Below are 23,336 nucleotides of genomic sequence, written 5' to 3'. Positions count from 1 at the left end.
GGACGGTGCCTCTTGTCATGGTTGTGACCAGGGCAGGGCAATGGGCGTGCCAAGCCGTTCAACGCGTTCATAGCCCTTGATACATGTGGTTTTCGCGTTACATGGCATGCAGTCAGGGAGGCTTGACCTGTTGCACATTGAGACTGCGTGAGACGCAGATGAAACGGACCGCTGTGCGGGCCAATCGCCGGCAAGCCGGCTCCCACAGGCGGCGTTGCTCTCGAAGCTGGCTAGATCCCTGTGGGAGCTTGCTTGCCAGCGACGGCATGCGCAGCACGCCCCGTGTCTCAAGGTGAAACACCTCGTCGCGAAATGGCACGTTCGGCCACAGCCTGCGCTGCTGGGGTTTGCCCCTGCTCAGCGTTCAAATCGTTGATGCACAACATATTTGCCGCAATTGGCACACTTCCTGTATCGCTACTGTCAGATGCACACCGCAGCGTGCGAATAACGATAAGAACGATACCGTGGAGGTCTGACCTTGAAGACGACTCGACTCCGGCGGCAGGCGGGCACACTGGCGCTGGTCGCCACCGCACTGCTGTCCGCCCAGGCCATGGCGGCCGAGCAGGGCCCGAGCCTGTTGCAGAACAAGTGCATGGGGTGCCATATCCCCGAAGGCAACGACAGCTACAGCCGCATCAGCCACCAGCGCAAGACCCCCGAGGGCTGGCTGATGAGCATCGCCCGCATGCAGGTGATGCACGGCTTGCAGATCAGCGACGACGACCGTCGCACCCTGGTCAAGTACCTGGCCGACAAGCAGGGCCTGGCGCCCAGCGAGACCGACGGTGTGCGCTACGCCATGGAGCGCCGGCTCAATACCGTCGAACACTTCGACGACCCGCTCAGCCAGATGTGCGGGCGTTGCCACTCCGGCGCCCGGGTCGCCCTGCAACGGCGCCCGGCCAAGGAGTGGGAGCACCTGGTCAACTTCCACCTCGGCCAATGGCCGTCCCTCGAATACCAGGCCCAGGCCCGCGACCGCGATTGGCTGGACATCGCCCTCAAGCAGATGGTGCCCGACCTGGCCAAGCGCTTCCCCCTCGACAACCCGGCCTGGGCCGAGTGGCTCAAGGCCCGGCCCGAGTCCAAGGTCCTGGCCGGGCAATGGGCGTTCAGCGGCCATATGCTGGCCAAGGGTGACGTGCGTGGGGTGATGACGGTCAGCGCCGAGCAGGGCGATACCTTCAAGGTCGAGGTCAAGGGCGTCTACGCCGACGGCACTCCGTTCAACGGCAGCGGTTCGGCGATCCTCTACAACGGCTATGAATGGCGCGGTAACGTCAAGGTGGGCGAGGCCAACCTGCGCCAGGTGTTCGCCGCCATCGACGGGCAGATGAAGGGCCGCATGTTCGAGGCCGAGCACGACGAGCGCGGCCTGGACTTCAGTGCGGCGAAGGCCGGGCAGGGGCGCCTGCTGGCGGTGCAGCCGGCGTTCATCAAGACCGGCAGCGACAGCGAAATCACCCTGGTGGGCAGCGACCTTTCCGGCAAGCCCGACCTGGGCGCGGGTGTGCAGGTGACCGAAGTGCTGGAGTCGACGCCGACGCTGATCCGGGTCAAGGCCCGCGCCGCCAAGGATGCCGCCGCCGGCCCCCGCGAGGTGGCGGTGGGCGCGCTCAAGGGCGTGCAACTGGCGGTGTACGACAAGGTCGATGAGGTCAAGGTGGTGCCGGCGTTCTCCATTGCCCGCATCGGCGAGAACGGCGCCTCGGTGCCGAAGGTGCAAGGTCGCTTCGAGGCTGAAGCCTGGGGCAAGGACGCCAGTGGCCAGCCGCTGCGCATCGGTTACCTGCCGGCCACCTGGAAAGTCGAGCCGTTCAACGAACGGGCGGTCGAGGACGAGGACGTCAGGTTCGCCGGGCAGATGCAGGCCGACGGCGTGTTCGTGCCGGGCGGGGCAGGGCCCAACCCCGAGCGCAAGATGATGACCAACAACGCCGGCAACCTGAAGGTGATCGCCACCCTCGCCGACGGTGGCCAGCAGGGCGAGGGCCACATGATCGTCACCGTGCAGCGCTGGAACAATCCGCCGCTGCCATAGGCATCAACCTGACCAATTGCTTATCGGGAGGTCGCCATGGGCGCACTACTGAACCTGGTCGAACGCAACCTGCACGAAGTGCAGGTCGATGCCGACCGCATGCTGTTCCATATCCCCAGCAGTTCGCTGTTCGCCACCGACGCGGTGACCGGCGGCATCATCGACACCCTGCGCCGCCAGGGCTGCTCCGCCGAGGAGCTGCTGCAGCAGCTCGGCCAGCAGTTCGACGGGCAGGATATCGAGGAAACCCTGCGCGAGCTGATCGCCCTGGAAGTGGTCAGCGACGGCTCGCCGCTGACCCCGGAAATCGCCCTGAAACAGGTCGAGCGCACCGCGCTGAACACCGTGGTGCTCAACGTCAACACCGGCTGCAACCTCAGCTGCACGTACTGCTACAAGGAGGACCTCGACAAGCCCTCCGCCGGCAAGAAAATGAACAGCGCCACCGCCGAAGCCTCGGTGGAGATGCTGCTCAAGGAGTCGCCGAACGAGGAGCGCTACAGCGTGGTGTTCTTCGGCGGGGAGCCGCTGTCCAACCGGGCGTTGATCGAGCACATGGTGGCGTACTGCGAGCGACGCTTCGCCGAGGCGGGCAAGCAGGTCGAGTTCATCATGACCACCAATGCCACGCTGCTCACCGAAGAGATCGTCGACTGGCTCGATGCCCACCGCTTCGGTCTGTCGATCAGCATCGACGGGCCCAAGACCGTGCACGACCGCAACCGCATCACCGTGGGCGGGCAGGGCACCTACGACGTGGTGCGGCGCAAGGCCGACATGCTGCTGTCGCGCTACCGCAGCCGGCCGGTGGGGGCGCGGGTGACGCTGACCCGTGGCATCACCGATGTCGAGACCATCTGGAACCACCTGTTCAACGAGATGGGTTTCGCCGAGGTGGGGTTCGCCCCGGTGACCTCCGGTGACATGGCCGACTTCAACCTCAGCGGCGACGAGCTGGTACAGGTGTTCGCCAACATGAAGGCCCTCGGCCGGCGTTATCTGGAGGCGGCGCTGGCGCACCGCAACATCGGTTTCTCCAACCTGCACCAGCTGATCACCGACATTCACGAAGGCCACAAGAAGGCCCTGCCATGCGGTGCCGGGCTGAAGATGCTGGCAGTGGACCACGAGGGCGAGTTGAACCTGTGCCACCGCTTCACCGGCTCCAGCCTGCCGACCTTCGGCAATGTGCACCAGGGCGTGAAGCAGGCGCAGCTCAACGATTTTCTCTCGCAGCGTCTGGACCGCAGCGGCACCGGCTGCGACAGCTGCCGCATCCGCAACCTGTGTTCCGGCGGTTGCTACCACGAAAGCTACGCCCGCTACGGCGACCCGCAGCATCCGACCTACCACTATTGCGAGCTGATGCGCGACTGGGTCGACTTCGGCATCGAGGTCTACAGCCGCATCATGGCCGCCAACCCGGCCTTCATCGATCGCTACATCACTCCCCGGAAGGCGCACTGACATGAAGCACCTCAAACCGCTGAACAACAAGGCGCGCATCCTCGAGCAGGCGGCCGCCGAAGATCGCGTCGAGGACGTGCTGGCGATGAGCGCCGTGGCCGGCTGCACCGCCACCACCGACCCGGGCTGGGAAGTGGACGCCTTCGGTGGCGTCAGCTCGCTGTGCCAGCCGATGGAGGCCGATCTGTACGGTTGCTCCGACCCTTGCTGGTGGCCAGCCCAGGTGCCGGACATGATGAGCACCTACCAGGACTGGAACGCCCAGGCGACCAACTCCGCCGAAGACTGGCGCAACCTCGGCACCGTATTCCCGAAAGACAAATAGAACGACAAGGGGAAACCGCATGAAACCTGGATTCTGCGCGCAACTCGCGCTCACCGTCGCCGCCACGGCCTGCGCCTGGGCGGCCCAGGCCGACGACGCAGGCAAGGCCCTGAAGGCCGGCCATGAATACCTGATCGCCACCAACTACCCGAATAACCTGCACGTGGTCGAGGTGGCCAGCGACACGCTGTACAAGACCTGCCGCATGCCCGATTCGTTCGGCCCCGGCACGGCGATGATGGCGCCGGACAACCGCACCGCCTACGTGCTCAACAACCACTTCGCCGATATCTATGGCATCGACCTGGACAGCTGCAAGACCACCTTCCACGCCAACCTGTCCAGCGTGCCGGGCGAGGTCGGCAAGGCCATGTACTCCTTCGCCATCAGCCCCGACGGCAAGGAGGTGTACGCCACGGTCAACCCCAGCCAGCGCCTGAACGACCACTATGTGGTCAAGCCGCCGCGCCTGGAGGTGTTCCGCACCGGCGACGGCCTGGATGCCAAGCCCGTGCGCAGCTTCCCGATGCCGCGCCAGGTGTACCTGATGCGCGCCGCCGACGACGGCAGTCTCTATGTGGCCGGGCCGGACATCTACAAGCTGGACGTCAACACCGGCAAATACACCGTCGCACTGCCGCTGCGCAGCTGGAACCGCCCGGGCTACAGCGCGCCGGACGTGCTGTACTTCTGGCCGCACCAGAGCTCGTTGCACGAGTTCTCGATGCTCTACACCATCGCCAGGTTCAAGGATGCCAAGCAGGACCCGGCCACCGCCGAGCCGCTGTACGGCTACCTGAGTATCGACCTGAAGACCGGTAAGGCCCATACCCAGGAGTTCGCCGAGCTGACCGAGCTGTACTTCACCCGCCTGCGCTCGCCGAAGGACCCGAATCAGATGTACGGCGTGCTCAATCGCCTGGCCCGCTACGACATCGCGCAGAAGAAGCTGGTCAAGGCCGCCAACCTGGACCATACCTACTACTGCGTCACCTTCGACAAGGCCGGCGACAAGCTCTACCTGGGCGGAACGTTCAACGACCTGGCGGTGTTCGACCCCAATACACTGGAGAAGGTGGGAAACATCAAACTGCCCGGTGGCGACATGTCGACCACCACGCCGCAGGTGTTCGTTCGCTAACGCCATCGCGGGGCAAGCCCGCTCCCACGCCGACCACACTGGACCGGTGGGAGCGGGCTTGGCCCGCGATAGGGCCACGTCAGGCAAAACAAAGACACGAGACAGCCCATGCCACAGCCCAGCCACACCGTAGGCAGCAACGCGATTCCCTTGCTCAACTTGTGCATCGGCGACGCCTTCGACACCACCGTCGCCCGCTTCCCCGACCGCGAGGCGCTGATCGTCCGCCATCAGCAGTTGCGCTACACCTGGCGGCAGCTGGCCGATGCGGTCAACCAGCACGCCCGCGCGCTGATGGCCCTGGGCGTGCAGGTTGGCGACCGCTTAGGGATCTGGGCGCCCAACTGCGCTGAATGGTGCATCACCCAGTTCGCCAGCGCCAAGATCGGCGCGATCCTGGTCAACATCAACCCGGCCTACCGCAGCAGCGAACTGGAATACGCCCTGGGCCAGTCGGCCTGCCAGTGGGTGATCTGCGCCGACGCCTTCAAGACCTCTGACTACCACGCCATGCTGCTGGATCTGGTGCCCGAACTTCGCGCCTGCCGAGCGGGCGAGCTGCAAAGCGCGCGCCTGCCCGCGTTGCGCGGGGTCATCAGCCTGGCGGCCACGCCACCTGGTGGCTTGCTGGCCTGGTCGGCGTTGCAGGCCCGTGCCGGTGAAACCGCCCCCGGGCAACTGGCCACGCGCCAGGCCAGCCTGCACCAGCACGCGCCGATCAACATCCAGTACACCTCCGGCACTACCGGGTTTCCCAAGGGCGCGACCCTCAGCCACCACAACATCCTCAATAACGGCTACATGGTCGGTGAAAGCCTCGGATTGACCGAGCATGACCGGCTGGTGGTACCGGTGCCGCTGTACCACTGCTTTGGCATGGTCATGGCCAACCTCGGCTGCATGACCCACGGCAGCACCCTGATCTACCCCAATGACGCCTTCGATCCGCTGCTCACCCTGCAGGCCGTGGCCGAAGAACGCGCCACTGCCCTGTACGGCGTGCCGACCATGTTCATCGCCGAACTCGACCACCCGCGTCGCCATGAATTCGACCTGTCCAGCCTGCGCACCGGGATCATGGCTGGCGCCACCTGCCCGATCGAGGTGATGCGCCGGGTGATCGACGAAATGCACATGGGCGAGGTGCAGATCGCCTACGGCATGACCGAGACCAGCCCGGTGTCGTTGCAGACCGGCGCCGCCGACGACCTGGAACGTCGGGTGACCAGCGTCGGCCGCACCCAGCCGTGGCTGCAGAGCAAGGTGATCGACAGCGCAGGCACTACCCTGGCACGCGGCGAGATCGGCGAGCTGTGCACCCGCGGCTACAGCGTGATGCTCGGCTACTGGGACAACCCCAAGGCCACCGCCGAGAGCATCGACGCCGAGGGCTGGATGCACACCGGCGACCTGGCGGTGATGGACGAACAGGGCTACGTGTGCATCGTCGGGCGCAGCAAGGACATGATCATCCGCGGTGGCGAAAACATCTATCCGCGGGAGCTGGAGGAGTTCTTCTTCACCCACCCGGCGGTGGCCGACGTGCAGGTGATCGGCATCCCCTGCAGCCGCTATGGCGAGGAGATCGTCGCCTGGATTCGCCTGCACCCGGGGCAGGCCCTGGGCGAGGAAGAACTGCGTGAATGGGCGCGGGCGCGCATCGCGCATTTCAAGGTGCCACGCCATTTCCGCTTCGTCGATGAATTCCCCATGACGGTGACCGGCAAGGTGCAGAAGTTCAGGATGCGCGAGATCAGCATCGAGGCGCTGGCGGGCGGCCAGGGGCGGTAGCCGCCCCTGACTTCAGGTTTGGGCCCGCGCGCCGTTGAGGAACAACTGCTCGACGGTCTGCGCGGTGTTGGCGCTGGCGGCGCGGCCACGGCGCTCGGCATCGACCATGCCGTAGATCATGGTCATGAACATTTCGGTGAACACCGCCGCGCTGATGTCGATGCGCAGCACGCCCAGTTGCTGGGCACGCAGGAAGAACGCGTCCATGGCCTGGGTGTAAGCCTGCCAGCGTAGGTCTTCGGCGTTGTTGAGCAGGGTGTCGGGGCGGTACTGGAACATCAGGAACACCAGCATTTCGCGGTGCTTGAGGTGTTCGGCGATCAGGTGGCGAATGCCGACCAAGGGTTCGGTGCGCTCCAGGTCCGCTTCCTGGATGACCTGGTTGAGTACGTGCTCGCCGTGGTCCTCGAGCAGGTTCACCAGATTTTCGCGGGTGCCGCAGAAGCGGTGCAGGGTGGCCTTGCTGACCCCGGCGGTTTCCGCCAGCTCTTTCAAGGTGGCGCGGGGATGGACGACAATGGCATGGGCCAGCGCCTTGAGCAGGCGTTCTTCTTGGAGGGATCTGCGCATAGGGACCTCAGTCGGGGTTCGGCTGTCGGGCAGGCGAAAAGAGACGAAAGATCCATCACTGTATCATATGAGACGAATAAATCTCATGGATTGAATCATTCATCGTCGGTCAAGCCTGCTCCACCGTGGGAGCGGGCTTGACCGACGATGGGTACGTCAGATCGGATAATGCTTCAGTTCACGGGCGATCAGCATACGCTGGATCTCGCTGGATCCCTCATATATCTGGGTGATCCGCGCATCCCGATAGTACTTCTCCACCGGGTAGTCTTCGAGGTAGCCGTAGCCGCCATGCACCTGGATCGCCATCGAGCAGACCCGCTCGGCCATCTCGGAGGCGAACAGCTTGGCCTGGGAGGCCTCCGACAGGCAAGGCTTGCCCGCGCTGCGCAGACGCGCGGCGTGCAGGATCAGCAGGCGGCTGGCGTTGATCTGCACCTGCATGTCGGCCAGCAGGTTGGCGATGCTCTGGTGCTCGTTGATCGGCTTGCCGAACTGGATGCGCTCGCGGGAGTAGGTCAGTGCCGCCTCGAAGGCTGCGCGGGCGATACCCAGGGCCTGGGCGGCGATGCCGATGCGCCCGCCTTCGAGGTTGGACAGGGCGATGGCCAGGCCCTTGCCGCGTTCGCCGAGCAGGTTGGCGGCCGGGATGCGGCAGTTGTCCAGGGTCACCGCGCAGGTGTCGGAGGCGCGGATGCCCATCTTGTGTTCGCTGCGGTCGACCTTGAACCCAGGGTTGTCGGTGGGCACCAGGAACGCCGAGAGGCCTTTCTTGCCCAGCTCCGGGTCGGTCACGGCGAAGACGATGGCCAGCTTGGCGCGGCGGGCATTGCTGACGAACTGCTTGGCGCCATTGATCACCCACTGGCCATCGACCAGTTCGGCGCGGGTGCGCAGGTTGTGGGCCTCGGAGCCGGCCTGGGGCTCGGTCAGGCAGAAGCAGCCGATCACCTCGCCGCTGGCCAGTGGCGGCAGCCAGGCCTGCTGTTGTTCAGGCGTGCCGTAGGCCAGCAACGGGCCACAGCCCACCGAGTTGTGAATGCTCATCAGCGCCCCGATGGCGCCGTCGCCGGCGGCGATCTCCTCGACCGCCAGGGCATAGGCGACGTAGTCGGTGTAGCTGCCGCCGAAGTCCTCCGGCACCACCATGCCGAGCAGGCCCAGCTCGCCCATCTTGCGTACCACGTCGTCATCGATCCAGGCGGCTTTCTCCCAGGCCTGGGCATGGGGGGCGATCTCGCCGCGGGCGAAGTCGCGCGCCATGTCGCGGATCATGATCTGTTCTTCGCTCAGTTCCAGGTCTTGCATCTGTGTACTCCCGGGCTCACAGGCCTTCGAAGAATTGGTCGACGCGCTGCGCGGTGAGTTCGCCCAGGGTCGGCGGGTTCCAGCGCGGCTGCTTGTCCTTGTCGATGATCAGGGCGCGCACGCCCTCGATGATGTCGCCGTACTCGAACCACTGGCGGTCGATGTGCAGTTCCATGGCGAAACAGTCTTCCAGATTCAGGTGGCGACCACGGCGCAGCAGCTCCAGGGTCACGGCCATGGCCAGCGGCGAGCGGGTTTCCAGCAGGGCGGCAGTCTCCAGCGCCCATGGGTGACTGTCGCCGATGGTCACGGCGCGCAGCTGTTCGATGATGCTGGGCAGGTCGGGCAGGGCGAAGAAGTGGTCGATCACCGGGCGCAGGCGCGCCAGCGGGGCGTCTTCGAGCACCTGGGTGCCGAGCTTGGCCAGCAGGCCCTGCAGGTCCTTGAGCGGGTGCTCGCCGAACACCAGGCGGTCCAGGCCGTCATCCAGCGCGGCCAGCCTGGCGCTGTCCAGGTACCAGTCGGCGAGGCCGCAGTACAGGGCGTCGGCGGCCTTGATTTGCGTGCCGCTGACACCCAGGTAGATGCCCAGCTCGCCGGGCACGCGGGACAGGAAGTAGCTGCCGCCGACGTCCGGGAAGTAGCCGATACCCACCTCCGGCATTCCCAGGCGGCTGCGCTCGGTGACGATGCGCAGGTCGCAGCCCTGGGCCAGGCCCATGCCGCCGCCGAGGGTGAAGCCGTCCATCAATACCAGCACCGGCTTGCGGTAGCGGTGCAGGCACAGGTCCAGGGCATACTCCTCGACGAAGAAATCCTCGTGCAGCTTTTCGCCGGCCTTGAAGCTGTCGTGCAGCGAGCGGATGTCGCCGCCGGCGCAGAAACCCTTGGGGCCCTCGCCACGCAGCATCACGGCCTGCACCTGCGGATCCTGCGCCCATTGGTCGAGGTGATGCTGCAGGCTGCGCACCATGTCCAGGGTCAGGGCATTGAGGCCGGCGGGACGGTTGAGGGTGAGGTGGCCAATGTGGTTGCGGACCTCGGCCAGTACCTGATCCGTTGCCGAGGATTGAGCGTGCGCGGTCATCGCGGTCTCCCTGCTTTGTTATTGATTTTCCAAGTGAAGTCCTGGAGTGCGCGAGCGGATCGGTCGATCCTGTCATGCAAATTTACCTTGCACAATTGGCAAATCTGCAGGGCTGCCGTGCATTTTTGTCGTCACGCGCGCTCTTGGTCGAGGCAGCCACTGTAGCAACTACCGGTTACCTGTAGGAGCGGAGCTTGCCACGCGATGGCGTCGCTACAGGTTGAACGACGGTCGCCTCTCACCCCGAAGGGTGATAGCCGCCCCCGTCCCCCCATGAAACAATCCCGGCCAGCACTCACCCTGGCGGGGAAGACAATAATGAGCAATGCCCAGCTGAATTCGCCCGACTGGTATGCGCAGATGGCCCGTGTGGTCGACGCCATCGGCACCCCAGGCTTCGTCGAGGCACTGTTCGCCGCGCTCAACCAGCTGGCAGCGTGCCAGGTCATCACCGTGTTCCTGTATCCGCGCAAGGGCCTGCCGTCGGCGCTGTTCGCCAAGGACGACGAGGGGCCCTGGCTGCCCGAGGGCAACGTGCAGAAGTACCTCGAAGGCTACTACCTGTTGTGCCCGTTCTACCGCGCCTGCATGGACGGAGTGCCCGCCGGTTGCTATCGCCTGAGCGATGTCGCCCCCGACCACTTCAAGCGCAGCGAGTACTACACCTCGTTCTACCAGCACGCGCACCTGGAGGACGAACTCAACTACCTGGTGCCGCTGGACGCCCAACTGACCATCGCAGTGGCCCTGGGCAGTACCCGACGCCTGGGCAGTCGCCAGGTGGCCGAGCTCAAGTGCGTCGCCGCCTGGGTGGTGGCGGTGGTGCGCCGCCACTGGGGGCAGCTGGATGCCGAGGCCCTGGGCGGGCGCTTCGAAAGCGCGCTGGGGCGGCAGATCAACGCCGCGCTGAACAACTTCGGCTCGTCCTTGCTCACCGAGCGTGAGTGCCATATTGCCCAGTACCTGCTGCGCGGCCATTCCACGCGTTCGCTGGCCGAGCGCCTGGGCATCAGCGAAGACACGGTCAAGACCCACCGCAAGAACCTCTACGCCAAGCTCGATATCGCCACCCAGGCCGAACTGTTCTCGCTGTTCATCGCCTCGCTGGCCCAGGCCCAGGAAGGCTTGAGCAAGGACCCGCTGGAAAGCTACCTGCGACGGCGCTGACCCACCGCTTCACCTCATCCAGACAACGACAATCACCGGCCCGCGTGTGGCCGGAGGGGAGACCTGCGTGCATACGAAAAGCGATTGGCTGCAGCGCGCCGCGCGGCAAAGCTTCATCACCACCGCGTTGATCGACGGACGCCCGGTGGTGGCCCGCGACGGCGCCACCTTCGCCGCCATCAACCCGGCGACCGAGCAGTGCCTGGCCCAGGTCGCCGCCTGCGCCGACAGCGAGATCGACCAGGCGGTGCGCGCCGCCCGCCGTGCCTTCGAGCATGGACCCTGGGCGCGCATGGCGCCGGCCGAGCGCAAGCGCGTGCTGCTGCGCCTGGCCGAGTTGATGCTGGCCCACCGCGAGGAACTGGCGCTGCTCGACTCGCTGAACATGGGCAAGCCGGTGATGGATGCCTACAGCATCGATGTGCCCGGCGCGGCCCAGGTGTTCGCCTGGTATGGCGAGGCGCTGGACAAGCTCTATGACCAGGTCGCGCCGACCGCCGCCAGCGCGGTGGCGATGATCAGCCGCGAGGCGTTGGGCGTGGTCGGTGCGGTGGTGCCGTGGAACTTCCCGCTGGACATGGCCGCCTGGAAGGTCGCCCCGGCGCTCGCCGCAGGCAACAGCGTGGTGCTCAAGCCTGCCGAGCAGTCGCCGTTCTCGGCCCTGCGCCTGGCCGAGCTGGCCCTGGAGGCCGGGTTGCCGGAGGGGGTGTTCAACGTGGTACCGGGCCTGGGCGAAACCGCTGGCCGGGCTTTGGGCCTGCACCCGGACGTGGACTGCCTGGTGTTCACCGGCTCCACCCAGGTGGGCAAGTACTTCATGCAGTATTCGGCGCAGTCGAACCTCAAGCAGGTGTGGCTCGAATGCGGCGGAAAGAGCCCGAACCTGGTGTTCGACGACTGCCGCGACCTCGACCTGGCGGCGCAGAAGGCCGCGTTCGGCATCTTCTTCAACCAGGGCGAGGTGTGCTCGGCCAATTCGCGGCTGTATGTGCAGCGCTCGATCCACGACGAATTCGTCGAGCGTCTGCTGCGCCAGGCCCGCGAATGGCTACCGGGCGACCCGCTGGACCCGGCCAGCCGTGCCGGCGCCATCGTCGATGCCACGCAGACCGCGCGAGTCGAGGCCGCCATCGGCCAGGCCCGGGAGCAGGGCGCGCGTCTGCGCTGCGGCGGCGAGCGCCTGAGCGTGAACGGCTCGCGCAACTTCATCACGCCGACGATCTTCACCGACGTACGCCAGGACATGGCCCTGGCCCGCGACGAAATCTTCGGCCCGGTGCTGGCGGTCAGCGCCTTCGACGACGAGGAGCAGGCCATCGCCCTGGCCAACGACAGCGTCTATGGCCTGGCCGCGTCGGTGTGGAGCGACGATCTCAACCGCACCCACCGCGTGGCCAAGCGGCTCAGGGCCGGCACGGTGTCGGTCAACACCGTCGACGCCCTGGACGTGACCGTGCCCTTCGGCGGCGGGCGCCAGTCCGGTTTCGGCCGCGACCTCTCGCTGCATTCGTTCGACAAGTACACCCAGCTCAAGACCACCTGGATCCAGCTGCGCTGACATTCACCCGAGGAGAACAACAATGAACGCACCCATCACCCCGACGACCGGCAAACGCGATACCCGCGACTACCAGGCTGGCGACGCCGCCCACCACATCCACGCCTTCCTCGACCAGAAGGCGCTCAACGCCGAGGGACCAAGGGTCATCACTCGCGGCGAGGGTCTGTACCTGTGGGACAACGACGGCCGCCGCTACCTGGACGGCATGTCCGGCCTGTGGTGCACCCAGCTCGGCTATGGCCGTAAGGACCTGACCGCCGCCGCCGCCGCACAGATGGACCAGCTGCCGTACTACAACATGTTCTTCCACACCACCCACCCGGCGGTGATCGAGTTGTCCGAGCTGCTGTTCAGCCTGCTGCCCGGCCATTACAGCCACGCCATCTATACCAACTCCGGCTCCGAGGCCAACGAGGTGCTGATCCGCACCGTGCGCCGTTACTGGCAGGTGGTCGGCCAGCCGCGCAAGAAGATCATGATCGGCCGCTGGAACGGTTACCACGGCTCGACCCTGGCGGCCACGGCGCTGGGCGGCATGAAGTTCATGCACGAGATGGGCGGGTTGATCCCGGATGTGGCGCATATCGACGAACCGTACTGGTTCGCCGCCGGTGGCGAGCTGACCCCGGCGGAATTCGGCCGCCGTTGCGCCTTGCAACTGGAAGAGAAGATCCTCGAACTGGGCGCCGAGAATGTCGCAGGTTTCATCGCCGAGCCGTTCCAGGGCGCCGGCGGCATGATTTTCCCGCCCGAGAGCTACTGGCCGGAGATCCAGCGCATCTGCCGCCAGTACGACGTGCTGCTGTGCGCCGACGAGGTTATCGGTGGGTTCGGCCGCACCGGCGAATGGTTCGCCCACCAGCACTTCGGCTTCGAGCCGGATACCCTGTCCATCGCCAAGGGCCTGACCAGCGGCTACGTGCCCATGGGCGGTTTGGTGCTGAGCAAGCGTATCGCCGAGGCTTTGGTGGAGCGGGGCGGGGTGTTCGCCCACGGCCTGACCTATTCCGGCCACCCGGTGGCGGCGGCGGTGGCCATCGCCAACCTCAAGGCCCTGCGCGACGAGGGTATCGTGCGCCGGGTCAAGGACGACACCGGCCCGTACCTGCAGCGCATCCTGCGCGAGGTGTTCGCCGATCACCCGTTGATTGGTGAAGTACAGGGCACCGGCCTGGTGGCAGCCTTACAGTTCGCCGAGGACAAGGCCACGCGCAAGCGCTTCGCCAACGAGAACGACCTGGCCTGGCAGTGCCGCACCTTTGGTTTCGAGGAAGGCGTGATCATCCGCTCGACCCTGGGGCGGATGATCCTGGCGCCGGCCCTGGTGGCCAGCCGTGGCGAGCTGGACGAACTGGTGGAAAAGACGCGTATCGCGGTGGACCGTGTGGCGCGATCGGTGGGCCGCGGCTGAAACCCGGGGCCCATCGCCGGCAAGCCGGCTCCCACAGGGATCGCGCAATTCGTGAGCTCTGCGCTGTACCTGTGGGAGCCGGCTTGCCGGCGATGGGTTGCGTAGCAGCCCCAGTGACGCGAACTGACAGACATTACCCTTTCGCCCGTGATGGTTTCAGCGACGTTCGCGCTGGCGCAGCACCGTCACCGTCGCGCCAGCGACGGGCGAGCTGGAAGCCCAGGGCGCCTTTACCTGCCTGGGCGACTTTCTCGCCACCACCACCCTGGTGCGTCACGGCGGCGGCCTGATGCAGGCCTACCGGTTCACCGTGCAGGACGCCCTGGACAGCGGCGAGCTGGTGGAGGTGCTGGCCGGATATGGCGGTACGTCGCGGCCGTTCATGCTGGTGTATCCCCAGGCCCGGCACATGCCGCTTAACGTCCGCGTGTTCATCGACTTCCTGGTGGCCGAGGTGGGTCTACCGTTGGGCTGAAGCCCTGTGGCGGCGACCTTGGCGGACTATGCTCTGTGCTGCGTCGGCCAACTGGCCGGCGGATGTTCCGGCAGTCAGGTTGTTTCCCAGGAGAACACTCCATGAAATCCATGACACTGCTAGTGATCACTTGCGTACTGAGCTTCGCCGCCCACGCCGAGGATGGCCCGGCGACCAACTGCGAGGCCAAGATCAAGGACCTGGAATACATCAGCAAGAGCGATGGCCAGGCCTTGCATGGCGGCATGGCCGCCGATTACCACAAGCTGCTCGAGCAGGCCAAGGCCGCCCAGGCCAAAGGCGACATGACCACATGCCAGGCCTCGGCCGACCGTGCCAAGACGATCTACAACAAGGCGCGGGGCAAGTAGGCGCTGTCGAGACCTCTCGGGGACAAGTCCGCTCCAGCAGGAGCGGGCTTGGAGGCCAGCCCCGGCAATCGGCCGGTTGGGCCTCTCATGGGCTCTGGTGTAAGCTCTCCCGGTCCTTCTCACGAGACCCGCCGCATGACCTCGCCCAGTCCGCGCCTGGACAGCCTGCTCACCGGCAGCGCCCGGCCATTCACCCGCCCAGGTTCCCTCAGCGCCATCGACAAGCAACCCCGCCAGGGCCCCTTGCAGGTGACCTTGCTCGGTATCGTCGGCGACGAACAGGGCGATCTGCGCGTGCACGGCGGCGTTGAGAAGGCCATCCACCATTATCCCCGCGATCACTACACTGACTGGGTCGCTGAACTCGGCGAACACCCCTTGCTGACCCGGCCCGGCGCCTTCGGCGAGAACTTCAGCAGCAGCGGCTGGCGCGAGACCGATGTGTGTCTGGGCGACCGTATCCGCGTTGGCACGGCGTTGCTGGAAGTCTCCCAGGGGCGCATGCCGTGCTGGAAGCTCAACGACCGTTTCGACGTGGCGCAGATGGCGCTGCGGGTGCAGCAGAGCGGGCGTACCGGCTGGTACTACCGGGTGCTGGAGGAGGGCGAGGTACAGGCGGGCGATGCCCTGCAACTGGTCGAGCGGCCCTATGGCCAGTGGTCGGTGGCGCGGCTTTCGGCGGTGCTGTTCGACAAGCAGCTGGAGCCCGGCCTGTTGCGTGAATGCCTGGAACTGCCGCTGGTGCCGAACTGGCGTCGCACCCTGGAAAAACGCCTGGAGCAACGCCAGGTCGAGGACTGGACTTCGCGCCTGCACGGTCGCAGCGAAAGCTGAACGGCATCGCGCACAACATTTACCCACACAAGGAATGCCCCATGGCCTTCGAACTGGATGATCGCCTGGTCATCGGTGTCGCTTCCAGCGCCGTGTTCGACCTGAGCGAGTCGGACGCCGTGTTCCGTCGCGACGGCGAGGCGCAATACCGCAAGTACCAGGAGCAGCACCTGGACGTGCCGCTGGGCAAGGGCATCGCCTATCCCTTCATCAAGCGCCTGCTGGCACTTAATGACCTGCGCGGTGATCCAGAGGACCCGCTGGTGGAGGTGGTGTTGCTGTCGCAGAACGACCCGGACACCGGAATGCGGGTGATGAAGACCATCGGTCACTACGGCCTGAACATGACCCGGGCAATCTTCACCCAAGGCCGTTCGCCGTATGAGTACATCCCGGCGTTGAACATCGCGTTGTTCCTGTCCGCCGACAAGCAGCACGTGGACGCCGCGATCAAGGCCGGCTACCCCGCGGGGCAGGTGCTGGATTCGAAGTTCGACGACGATGAAAGCGACGACAATCTGCGCATAGCCTTCGACTTCGACGGTGTGCTGGCCGGCGATGAGTCCGAGGCAGTGATGCAGTCGGGCGGCCTGGGCAGTTTCCACGCCCATGAAGTGATCAATGTCACCCAGCCGCACAATCCCGGCCCGCTCAAGGAGTTCTTCGTGCGCATTGCCCGAATTCAGGCGGCCGAGGAACAGCACAAGCTGGCCAATCCCACTTACGAGAACCGCCTGCGGGTGTCGATCGTCACCGCGCGCAACGCGCCTTCACACGAGCGTGCGCTCAATACCCTGAAAAGCTGGGGGGTGATGGCCAACGACGCGTTTTTCCTGGGCGGCATCGAGAAGCGCAGGGTATTGCAGGTGCTCAAGCCGCACATCTTCTTCGATGACCAGTCCGGGCACCTTAAGAGTACCAGCACGGTGGTGCCGTCGGTGCATATCCCGTTCGGCGTGACCAACCGGGCGGGCTGACCATTGGCGCCGCGCAAGCGGCGCCAGGTCGCCCTGGTCCGTCAGTGATCCGCCAACCTGTCATCCTGCGACAGCAACGCTTGGGCCAGCTCTTCGTCACTGGCCTGCAGCCCCGGATTGGCCCGGCGCACCTCGGCCAGCGCCGCTTCCAGATAGGCCCCGCGAATGGCACCGCCGCTGGCGACAAAGGCCGACAGCTCGTCGCGGGCCGGGATGATCCGTTTGTCGTCCTTGAAGGTCGAGTACAGCGAGGCGGAAACCCCCGCCGAGGTCGCGACGTCCCCGGCATCGACGCGGGCCAGGGCGGCACCGGCAGGGAGCAGGAGCAGCAGCGAGGGAACGAGCAGTAAGTGGCGCATGGCGAGTCCTCCGGAAAGGTGATGCCCAAGGGTGTTACTGCATGCAGTTAAGAGCACTTGAGGTATCAGGGAGTTCCGCGATGTTTGCGAACGTAATGCATCAGGGGCTAGTCATGCTTGGTTCTGACAGTCTTCGTCGAGGTTGAAGGCTGAGGCATCGTTGGAGGCCTTGGTTGCTGCTGAAAACCGAATGAGGTCAAGTCAGCCCGTGGATTCATGTTGTTGCGGGGACTGTAGTTAAGGTTGTTCGGTGTGCTTGCGACTTGTTCAACGTAGCTTTGTTGAACCAGCGGGGTGCTTGATTTTTGAGTGGGGTTGCCGGGTACTGGTGAACTGTAAAACGGCTGCGGTTCATTTTTTTTGCTGGCGAAATCGCTTTTACTCGCTTCTAAGCTGGCGTTCACATGATAAGGCTGTACCGTTTCCCGCCGGATTGGCGGAGGGGAGCTCGGCGGTGTCGAGTCTCTGGAACTCGTTGAAGATGATCGACTCCTGGTGTGCCCGGAAGGATCGACACTGTTGACTGGATCATTCTGGCAGTAGGCATAGGCATTGGCGTCACCCTCACCAAACGGACTCAAGTCATCGGTCGAGAGAAACCGCATCAGCACAGGGCTGTAGGCACGGTATCCGTTGCCGAGCAGGTAACACCCGGTAAGCTCTCGCACCTGTGCCGTGAAGCGCAGTAGCGATGACCTGCGATCCGAGGCCGGGTCGTGGCCGAATACGCTGTAGCTGATGGTCTCGGGGTGCTGGCTGCACGGATACCACAGGGTCGAGCCTTGGGCGTCAGTGGCCAGTATCGCGATCCACTGCTTACCTGTTTTGTGCTGGGCCATGGTATTTCCTGGCTAGGGGACCCTTTTACTTTGGCGTTGTCAGTGGCGCTCGACAACTGACAGATTTGTCAGGTACGCGCCAGCAATTGCCAGCCATGGTGACATTGACCCATAACCCTTGCTCATGATCTGCTCGCTGTCCTGCTGTCCGCCAATCAAAGGAACCGGATGCCATGCCCGAATATACGCTGCACTGCTTTGCCGAGTCGGGAAACGCCTACAAGGTCGCGCTGATGCTGGAACTCACCGGCCAGGACTGGGCGCCGGTGTTCGTCGACTTCTTCCATGGCCAGACCCGTGGGCAGGACTGGCGTGACGCGGTCAACGAGCAAGGGGAGGTGCCGGTGCTGGAACATGCCGGCGAGAAGCTTACCCAATCGGCTCTGATCCTCGACTACCTGGCCGAGCGCAGCGGCCAGTTCGGCCCGCAGGACGATCACGAGAAGCGCGAGATCTGGCGCTGGATGTTGTTCGACAACCACAAGTTCAGCAGCCATTACGCGACGTTGCGCTTCATCTACTGCCTGAAGCAGATGGGCGAGTCGGATGTCACCCGCTTCCTGCGCGAGCGGGCCAGGGCGGCCTACCAGATCGTCGACGCGCACCTGGCGAACACACCGTTCATGGTGGGCGGGCGGCTGACCATTGCCGACCTTTCGCTGGCGGGCTATGTGTTTATGCCTGAGGACACTGGCCTGGCGGTTGGCGAGTTCCGTCATATCGAGGCCTGGAAACAGCGAATCCAGGAAGTTCCATGTTGGAAACACCCCTATGATCTAATGCCCAGAGCCGCGAGTTAAGCCAAAGCCCAAGTTGCTAAGGCGGGCTCGTTCTTCGATAGAATCCGCCGAGATAAAAGGCTCCTCGCGTCTGGCCGCATTACCTAAGTTTCTGATAGTTTTTATTGGTAAATATTGTGTTGTTGCGAATAATGAACGCGCGTATAGATTTTTTTTGCGGCCTCTTCCAGATCGCTCGCAGCGCGAATAATCTCGGTTGGAGTGGCATCGGGATTATTAAATACTCGAAAAGCGCGATCAAGGTTGATTTTGGTAATATTCATGAAGCCACTGACTGTAATAGGGTTTACCTGCTGAATCGGGTGGGACTCTGGAGCCGACTGGGAGCCTACAAGTGGCTGTATATACTCGGCACTGCTGGCCTCTGGCGATCGGGAGGGTGATACTGTTGTGCTATGGGTCACCGGTGACGTGAGGTCAGGCAGAGAAGATGTTCGTTTTAACATAGACGAAGCAGTGCCTTTTTTCAGTTCAGAAGAAGTGCCTGCATAGGATTGCCTTCTGTCCCTGGGGCGATATGAAAGGTCTAGAAGCGCTTTTACAAACACATGACCCGTAGGGTCTACGCGGTTGACAGGGTCATTCATACAATACGCGTAGGTATTCAAACCACCTCTGTCGAATGGGCTCAAGTTGTCTGGGGCAGTAAATCTCATTAGCACTGGACTGTAGGTCCGATAACCGTTCCCCAGCAGGTAAGTTCCAGTTGGCTTTTCCTGGATCTCGCCATTGAACCCCAGCAACGGGGGCTGTCCATTGGTCGGTGAACGGTAGCCGAAGGTGTTGTACTGGAACTCGGATTTTTCCTGAGCGAACGGGCAGGATAGTACTGACCCTTTGTGTTCTGTTATCAGTAGACTTGTGACAGGTCTGCTGGCTGGACTTGGCATATTGGCTCCTACGCCCGGTTGGCCGTTGGCAGAGTCTGTGGGTTCTACGGTGCTCCCGCAACTGACAAAATTGACAGGTCCGTTGGGTGTGCTACATTGATTAGGCTCTGTACGAAAAGCTTTGATACTTGTTCATGCTGCGTTGAAAACAACCTCGGAATGCTCATGTACTCCAGTACAGTCGGGCGCGACCTCGGCCGTTCCTCGGCTGTTTTCGCCTTGCCTGACCTGCATCTCAAGACTTTTCGTAAAGAACCTAGGTGTGGATTGTCACTGATGGTGTAAAAGAGCGAAGTCAGCAGGGGCTGTATTGGCTTTACCGTCGGCAAGACCTGAGTAGCTTGCACCTCTCTTCAGTCGGCCTGTCGAAGTCCGTCAGCTGAAATGTCCTGTAAATTATCATGTAAAGCCCCCCGGTCAGCGCCGCTCACACACCGCATCATAAATGGGTTTCTCCGCTGATCTTGGTAGAGTCCTAAGTATGCGGCACGGCCTTGGCCAACCCCGCATATTGCGCCTTCAAATGCCCCTGCTCATCCAGCAGGTAGGCATCCATCACCTCCCGCACCACCGGCCCCGCGACCCGGCCACCGGCTTCACCGTTCTCGATCATCACCGCCACCACCAGCGCCGGGTGATCGGCCGGGGCAAAACCGACGAACAGGGCATTGTCGCGGTGGCGCTCGAGGGTCTTGTCGCGGTTGTAGCGCTCACCCTGCTTGATCGCCACCACTTGCGCGGTGCCGCTCTTGCCGGCGATGCGGTACTGGGCGCCGGCGGCGGATGCGCGGGCGATGCCGCGCGGGTCGTGCATGACCATCTGCATGCCCTGGCTGACCTGGTCCCAGGCATGCTTGTCATGCAGCACGATATCCGCCATCGGGTGCGGGTCGACCGGCGCCTGGCCGCCGATGGTCAGGGCCAGGTGCGGGCGGTGCCACACGCCCTTGCTGGCCAGCAGGCTGGTGGCCTGGGCCAGCTGCAGCGGGGTCACCTGCATGTAGCCCTGGCCAATGCCTAGAATCAGCGTTTCGCCGGGGAACCAGGCCTGGCGCCGGGTGGCGCGTTTCCACGCCTGGGACGGCATCAGCCCCGGGGCTTCCTCGAACATGTCCAGCGAGACCTTCTGGCCGAGGCCGAACTCGGCCATGTAGTCGTGCAGGCGGTCGATGCCCAGCTTGTGCGCCAGGTCGTAGAAGTAGGTGTCGTTGGAGCGCATGATCGCGCTGTACAGGTCCACCCAGCCATCGCCCGTGCGGTTCCAGTTGCGGTACTTGTGCTCGTAGTTGGGCAACTCGTAGTAGCCGGGGTCGAATACCCGGCTGCCGGGGGTGATCACGCCGCTGTCGAGGCCGGCGATGGCCACCTCGGGCTTGACCGTCGAGCCTGGGGCGTACAATCCACGCAGCACGCGGTTGAACAGCGGCCGGTCGATGGAGTCGCGCAGGGCGGCGTACTGCTTGAAGCTGATGCCCTTGACGAACAGGTTGGGGTCGAACGCCGGGTTGCTTACCATCGCCAGTACGTCGCCGTTGGCCGGGTCGAGCACCACCACCGCGCCGCGCCGATCACCCAGGGCCTTCTCGGCGGCTTGCTGCAGGTGGGCGTCGAGGCTCAGCACGATGTCCTTGCCGGGCACCGGGTCGTGATGATTGAGCACGCGCATCACCCGGCCCTGGGCGTTGGTTTCGACTTCCTCGTAGCCCACCTGGCCGTGCAGCTGCTCCTCGTAGAAACGCTCGATGCCGGTCTTGCCGATGGACTGGGTGCCGCGGTATGCGGTGCTGTCGAGGCTCTTGGCTTCCTTCTCGTTGATGCGTCCGACGTAGCCGACCGAATGGGCGAAGTGTTCGGCCAAGGGGTACTCGCGAATGAATTGCGGCTCCACCTCCAGCCCCGGCAGGCGGAACTGGTTGACCGCGATCAGGGCGATCTGCTCCTCGCTCAGACCGACCAGCAGGGTCACCGGCTCGAACGGCTTGCGGCCGCGGCGCAGGTCCTTGTCGAACTGCTGGCGGTCGTCCTCGGACAGCCCCAGGACCTGCGCCAGGTTGTCGAGCACCTTCTTCGAATCGCCGGCCCGCTCGCGGGTCATGGTCAGGTTGAAGCTGGGCTTGTTGTCGGCCAGTACCACACCGTTGCGATCGTAGATCAGGCCGCGTTCGGGCGGGATCGGCAGCACGTGCACGCGGTTGTTTTCCGATACCGCCGACTGCTGGTCGTGCTGCAACACCTGGAGCACGTAGAGCCGGCCTACCAGTACCGCCACCAGGCCGAGCACCAGCAGGGCGCAGGCCAGTAGCCGGCGGTTGACCAGGTGCTTTTCCTTTTCGTGGTCCTTGAGGGGAATGGGTTGCGGCATGAGCACAGGGGAGCGGCGGGTGGGGCGGCGATGCTACGCGGGCAGGCGGTGAGGCTCAAGGCGCAGCGCCCCGCGCCAAACTGGCCAGGTATTGCTCTGGCCCGCAGGCAGGGGCTCTGCGGCAATCATGAAGCTTCTTTCATGTGGGCACAGGCCTAGGCAATGAACTCCGATTCTCTTGCCGGCTGAGCAACCGCATCCTGGCGAATGCTGAGCATCACGGCGCCTGCGCACAAGCCCAGCAGCCCGACACTGGCCACCACGATATCCCCCATCCCCATGCCGGCGAGCATTAGCACCAGGCTGATACGAAACAGAGCGGTCATGACTATCTCCAGGGCAGGGCGAGCGAAGTCCGAAGTATCACCATACCGCTCCGAAGGCCGAGGTACAGGGCAGGAGGGAGGGTTTGGCAGTGTATGCGCCTGCTTTGGCACAAAGCCCGCCACTTGACGGCATGGATCATCCCTGATTTCATTGAAACCGGTTTCATCAACCCTGCACAAACACCTACAAGAAGGGCTCAGGGGTGGATAAAGACGCAGTTCCTGTCCGCGGGCGGGTCACTATCAGCGAGGTCGCGAAGGCGGCCGGCGTCTCCAAGGCAACCGTCTCGCGCTATATGGGCGAGGATCGGCAACTGCTCGCCGAGGCCACCGCGCAGCGGATCGAAGCCGTCGTCGAGCGTCTGGGCTATCGCCCCAACCGCATGGCCAGTGCCCTCAAACGCGGCCGCACCGGGCTGATCGGCATGCTCCTGGCGGATATCCGCAACCCCTATTCCGTGGCGGTGATGCACGCTGTCGAGACGGCCTGTCGCCAGCACGGCTACAGCCTGGTGGTGTGCAACACCGACTGTGACGACGCCCAGGAGCGCAGCCAGCTGCAGGCCCTGCAGGCGTACAACGTCGACGGCCTGATCGTCAACACCCTGGGCCACCGCGCCGGGGAGCTGGCCAGCCTGGTCCGCGACCTGCCCATGGTATTGGTCGACCGGCAACTGGCGGGCCTGTCGGTCGATCTGGTGGGCCTGGACAACAGCGACGCCGTCGAGCAGGCGCTGGATCACCTTGAACACAACGGTTATCGCGACATCCTCGCCGTCACCGAGCCACTTGATGGCACCAGCTCGCGGCAGGAGCGCGTGGATGCCTTCCAGGCCTCCATCGCCCGGCGTCGTGGGTTGCGCGGGCAGGTCCTGGAGGTAGGCCCGGGCCTCGCCGAGCAGCTGGGCGCGTTCATCGGCGGGGCAGGGCACGGCCCGCAGGCGCTGTTCAGTTGCAATGGTGTCGCCACCCTGGAGCTGGTGCGGGTGCTGCACGCCAGGGGCGGGCCGCTGTTCCAGGACCTGGGCCTGCTGGCGCTGGACGACCTGGACTGGTACCCGCTGGTGGGCGACGGCATCAGCGCATTGGCGCAACCCACCGGGTGCATCGGCGCGGCGGCGTTTCAGTGCCTGCTGGAGCGCCTGCAAGGCAGCCCACTGCCGGCCCGGCGCCTGGATCTACGCGCGCAGCTCATTGCGCGAGGCTCTACCCGATCACAACACTGACG

The 23,336-nt window shown here is 64.4% G+C and carries 21 protein-coding genes and 2 pseudogenes; 14 read left to right on the top strand and 9 right to left on the bottom strand.

The window, feature by feature from the left end:
• Nucleotides 1-481 precede the first annotated feature (481 nt).
• The 5 genes from peaA to OH705_RS24815 all read left to right on the top strand — a co-directional run bounded on the left by peaA (nt 482) and on the right by OH705_RS24815 (nt 6,771).
• Nucleotides 482-2,047 (top strand): quinohemoprotein amine dehydrogenase subunit alpha, encoded by a 1,566-nt coding sequence (gene peaA, locus OH705_RS24835; RefSeq protein ID WP_267303188.1) that lies wholly within the window; start codon nt 482-484, stop codon nt 2,045-2,047.
• Between the two features lie 36 nt (nt 2,048-2,083).
• The gene (gene peaB, locus OH705_RS24830; protein ID WP_267303187.1) at nt 2,084-3,514 is read left to right on the top strand and encodes a quinohemoprotein amine dehydrogenase maturation protein; all 1,431 of its coding nucleotides are present in this window, start codon (nt 2,084-2,086) and stop codon (nt 3,512-3,514) included.
• A gap of 1 nt (nt 3,515) precedes the next feature.
• Nucleotides 3,516-3,839 carry a quinohemoprotein amine dehydrogenase subunit gamma gene (gene qhpC, locus OH705_RS24825; RefSeq protein ID WP_094012540.1) on the top strand — a complete coding sequence of 108 codons (324 nt, stop codon included), beginning with the start codon at nt 3,516-3,518 and terminating at the stop codon, nt 3,837-3,839.
• A 19-nt stretch (nt 3,840-3,858) separates the two neighbouring features.
• Nucleotides 3,859-4,980, top strand: coding sequence for a quinohemoprotein amine dehydrogenase subunit beta (gene peaD / locus OH705_RS24820; RefSeq protein WP_267303186.1), 1,122 nt, complete (start codon nt 3,859-3,861; stop codon nt 4,978-4,980).
• A gap of 108 nt (nt 4,981-5,088) precedes the next feature.
• Complete coding sequence (locus OH705_RS24815; protein ID WP_267303185.1) at nt 5,089-6,771, top strand: AMP-binding protein; 1,683 nt, start codon at nt 5,089-5,091, stop codon at nt 6,769-6,771.
• A gap of 12 nt (nt 6,772-6,783) precedes the next feature.
• Here OH705_RS24815 and OH705_RS24810 read toward each other — a convergent pair whose 3' ends face one another.
• From OH705_RS24810 to OH705_RS24800, 3 genes are all read right to left on the bottom strand, one after another.
• The gene (locus OH705_RS24810) at nt 6,784-7,341 is read right to left on the bottom strand and encodes a TetR/AcrR family transcriptional regulator (RefSeq protein ID WP_267303184.1); all 558 of its coding nucleotides are present in this window, start codon (nt 7,339-7,341) and stop codon (nt 6,784-6,786) included.
• Nucleotides 7,342-7,497: 156 nt separating this feature from the next.
• Nucleotides 7,498-8,649, bottom strand: coding sequence for an acyl-CoA dehydrogenase family protein (locus OH705_RS24805; protein ID WP_038706259.1), 1,152 nt, complete (start codon nt 8,647-8,649; stop codon nt 7,498-7,500).
• Nucleotides 8,650-8,665: 16 nt separating this feature from the next.
• Nucleotides 8,666-9,736, bottom strand: coding sequence for an enoyl-CoA hydratase/isomerase family protein (locus OH705_RS24800; RefSeq protein WP_267303183.1), 1,071 nt, complete (start codon nt 9,734-9,736; stop codon nt 8,666-8,668).
• Between the two features lie 318 nt (nt 9,737-10,054).
• Here OH705_RS24800 and OH705_RS24795 point away from each other — a divergent pair, with 318 nt between their 5' ends.
• From OH705_RS24795 to OH705_RS24765, 7 genes and pseudogenes are all read left to right on the top strand, one after another.
• Complete coding sequence (locus OH705_RS24795) at nt 10,055-10,903, top strand: helix-turn-helix transcriptional regulator (protein WP_267303182.1); 849 nt, start codon at nt 10,055-10,057, stop codon at nt 10,901-10,903.
• Between the two features lie 67 nt (nt 10,904-10,970).
• Nucleotides 10,971-12,461 (top strand): aldehyde dehydrogenase, encoded by a 1,491-nt coding sequence (locus OH705_RS24790; protein ID WP_267303181.1) that lies wholly within the window; start codon nt 10,971-10,973, stop codon nt 12,459-12,461.
• A gap of 22 nt (nt 12,462-12,483) precedes the next feature.
• Nucleotides 12,484-13,875, top strand: a complete 1,392-nt coding sequence (locus tag OH705_RS24785; protein WP_267303180.1) for an aspartate aminotransferase family protein — start codon at nt 12,484-12,486, stop codon at nt 13,873-13,875.
• A gap of 175 nt (nt 13,876-14,050) precedes the next feature.
• Nucleotides 14,051-14,350 (top strand): annotated as a pseudogene (locus OH705_RS24780) (LysR substrate-binding domain-containing protein); the annotation flags it as partial.
• Nucleotides 14,351-14,451: 101 nt separating this feature from the next.
• Complete coding sequence (locus OH705_RS24775; protein WP_267303179.1) at nt 14,452-14,721, top strand: hypothetical protein; 270 nt, start codon at nt 14,452-14,454, stop codon at nt 14,719-14,721.
• A gap of 135 nt (nt 14,722-14,856) precedes the next feature.
• Nucleotides 14,857-15,555: an MOSC domain-containing protein gene (locus OH705_RS24770; RefSeq protein WP_267303178.1), complete on the top strand. Its 699-nt coding sequence runs from the start codon at nt 14,857-14,859 to the stop codon at nt 15,553-15,555.
• Between the two features lie 41 nt (nt 15,556-15,596).
• Nucleotides 15,597-16,532 carry a 5'-nucleotidase gene (locus OH705_RS24765; RefSeq protein WP_267303177.1) on the top strand — a complete coding sequence of 312 codons (936 nt, stop codon included), beginning with the start codon at nt 15,597-15,599 and terminating at the stop codon, nt 16,530-16,532.
• A gap of 41 nt (nt 16,533-16,573) precedes the next feature.
• Here OH705_RS24765 and OH705_RS24760 read toward each other — a convergent pair whose 3' ends face one another.
• Together OH705_RS24760 and OH705_RS29425 are read right to left on the bottom strand one after the other, a co-directional pair.
• A complete protein-coding gene (locus OH705_RS24760; RefSeq protein WP_038706253.1) occupies nt 16,574-16,891 on the bottom strand; it encodes a DUF2388 domain-containing protein in 318 nt (105 codons plus the stop codon).
• A 107-nt stretch (nt 16,892-16,998) separates the two neighbouring features.
• Nucleotides 16,999-17,730 (bottom strand): RHS repeat-associated core domain-containing protein, encoded by a 732-nt coding sequence (locus OH705_RS29425; protein WP_416383590.1) that lies wholly within the window; start codon nt 17,728-17,730, stop codon nt 16,999-17,001.
• Nucleotides 17,731-17,903: 173 nt separating this feature from the next.
• Between OH705_RS29425 and OH705_RS24750 the strand changes: the two genes are divergently transcribed.
• Nucleotides 17,904-18,530 carry a glutathione S-transferase family protein gene (locus OH705_RS24750; protein WP_267303176.1) on the top strand — a complete coding sequence of 209 codons (627 nt, stop codon included), beginning with the start codon at nt 17,904-17,906 and terminating at the stop codon, nt 18,528-18,530.
• Nucleotides 18,531-18,631: 101 nt separating this feature from the next.
• Here the strand turns inward: OH705_RS24750 and OH705_RS29420 are convergent, their stop codons facing one another.
• From OH705_RS29420 to OH705_RS24735, 4 genes and pseudogenes are all read right to left on the bottom strand, one after another.
• Nucleotides 18,632-19,117: a hypothetical protein gene (locus tag OH705_RS29420; RefSeq protein ID WP_416383591.1), complete on the bottom strand. Its 486-nt coding sequence runs from the start codon at nt 19,115-19,117 to the stop codon at nt 18,632-18,634.
• 21 nt (nt 19,118-19,138) lie between these two features.
• Nucleotides 19,139-19,420, bottom strand: a pseudogene (locus tag OH705_RS29415) (RHS repeat-associated core domain-containing protein); the annotation flags it as partial.
• A gap of 475 nt (nt 19,421-19,895) precedes the next feature.
• Nucleotides 19,896-21,782 (bottom strand): penicillin-binding protein 2, encoded by a 1,887-nt coding sequence (gene mrdA / locus OH705_RS24740; protein WP_267303174.1) that lies wholly within the window; start codon nt 21,780-21,782, stop codon nt 19,896-19,898.
• 155 nt (nt 21,783-21,937) lie between these two features.
• Nucleotides 21,938-22,108 carry a hypothetical protein gene (locus OH705_RS24735; RefSeq protein WP_177410824.1) on the bottom strand — a complete coding sequence of 57 codons (171 nt, stop codon included), beginning with the start codon at nt 22,106-22,108 and terminating at the stop codon, nt 21,938-21,940.
• A 203-nt stretch (nt 22,109-22,311) separates the two neighbouring features.
• On the opposite strand from OH705_RS24735, the gene OH705_RS24730 reads away from it, so the two are divergent.
• Nucleotides 22,312-23,334, top strand: coding sequence for a LacI family DNA-binding transcriptional regulator (locus OH705_RS24730; protein WP_267303173.1), 1,023 nt, complete (start codon nt 22,312-22,314; stop codon nt 23,332-23,334).
• The last annotated feature ends 2 nt before the right edge of the window (nt 23,335-23,336 follow it).

Source organism: Pseudomonas sp. BJa3 (genome assembly GCF_026343815.1).
Classification (GTDB): Bacteria; Pseudomonadota; Gammaproteobacteria; order Pseudomonadales; family Pseudomonadaceae; genus Aquipseudomonas; species Aquipseudomonas soli.
The sequence above is the reverse complement of the archived record's forward strand: the minus strand, read 5'-3'. Positions and strand labels throughout refer to the sequence as shown.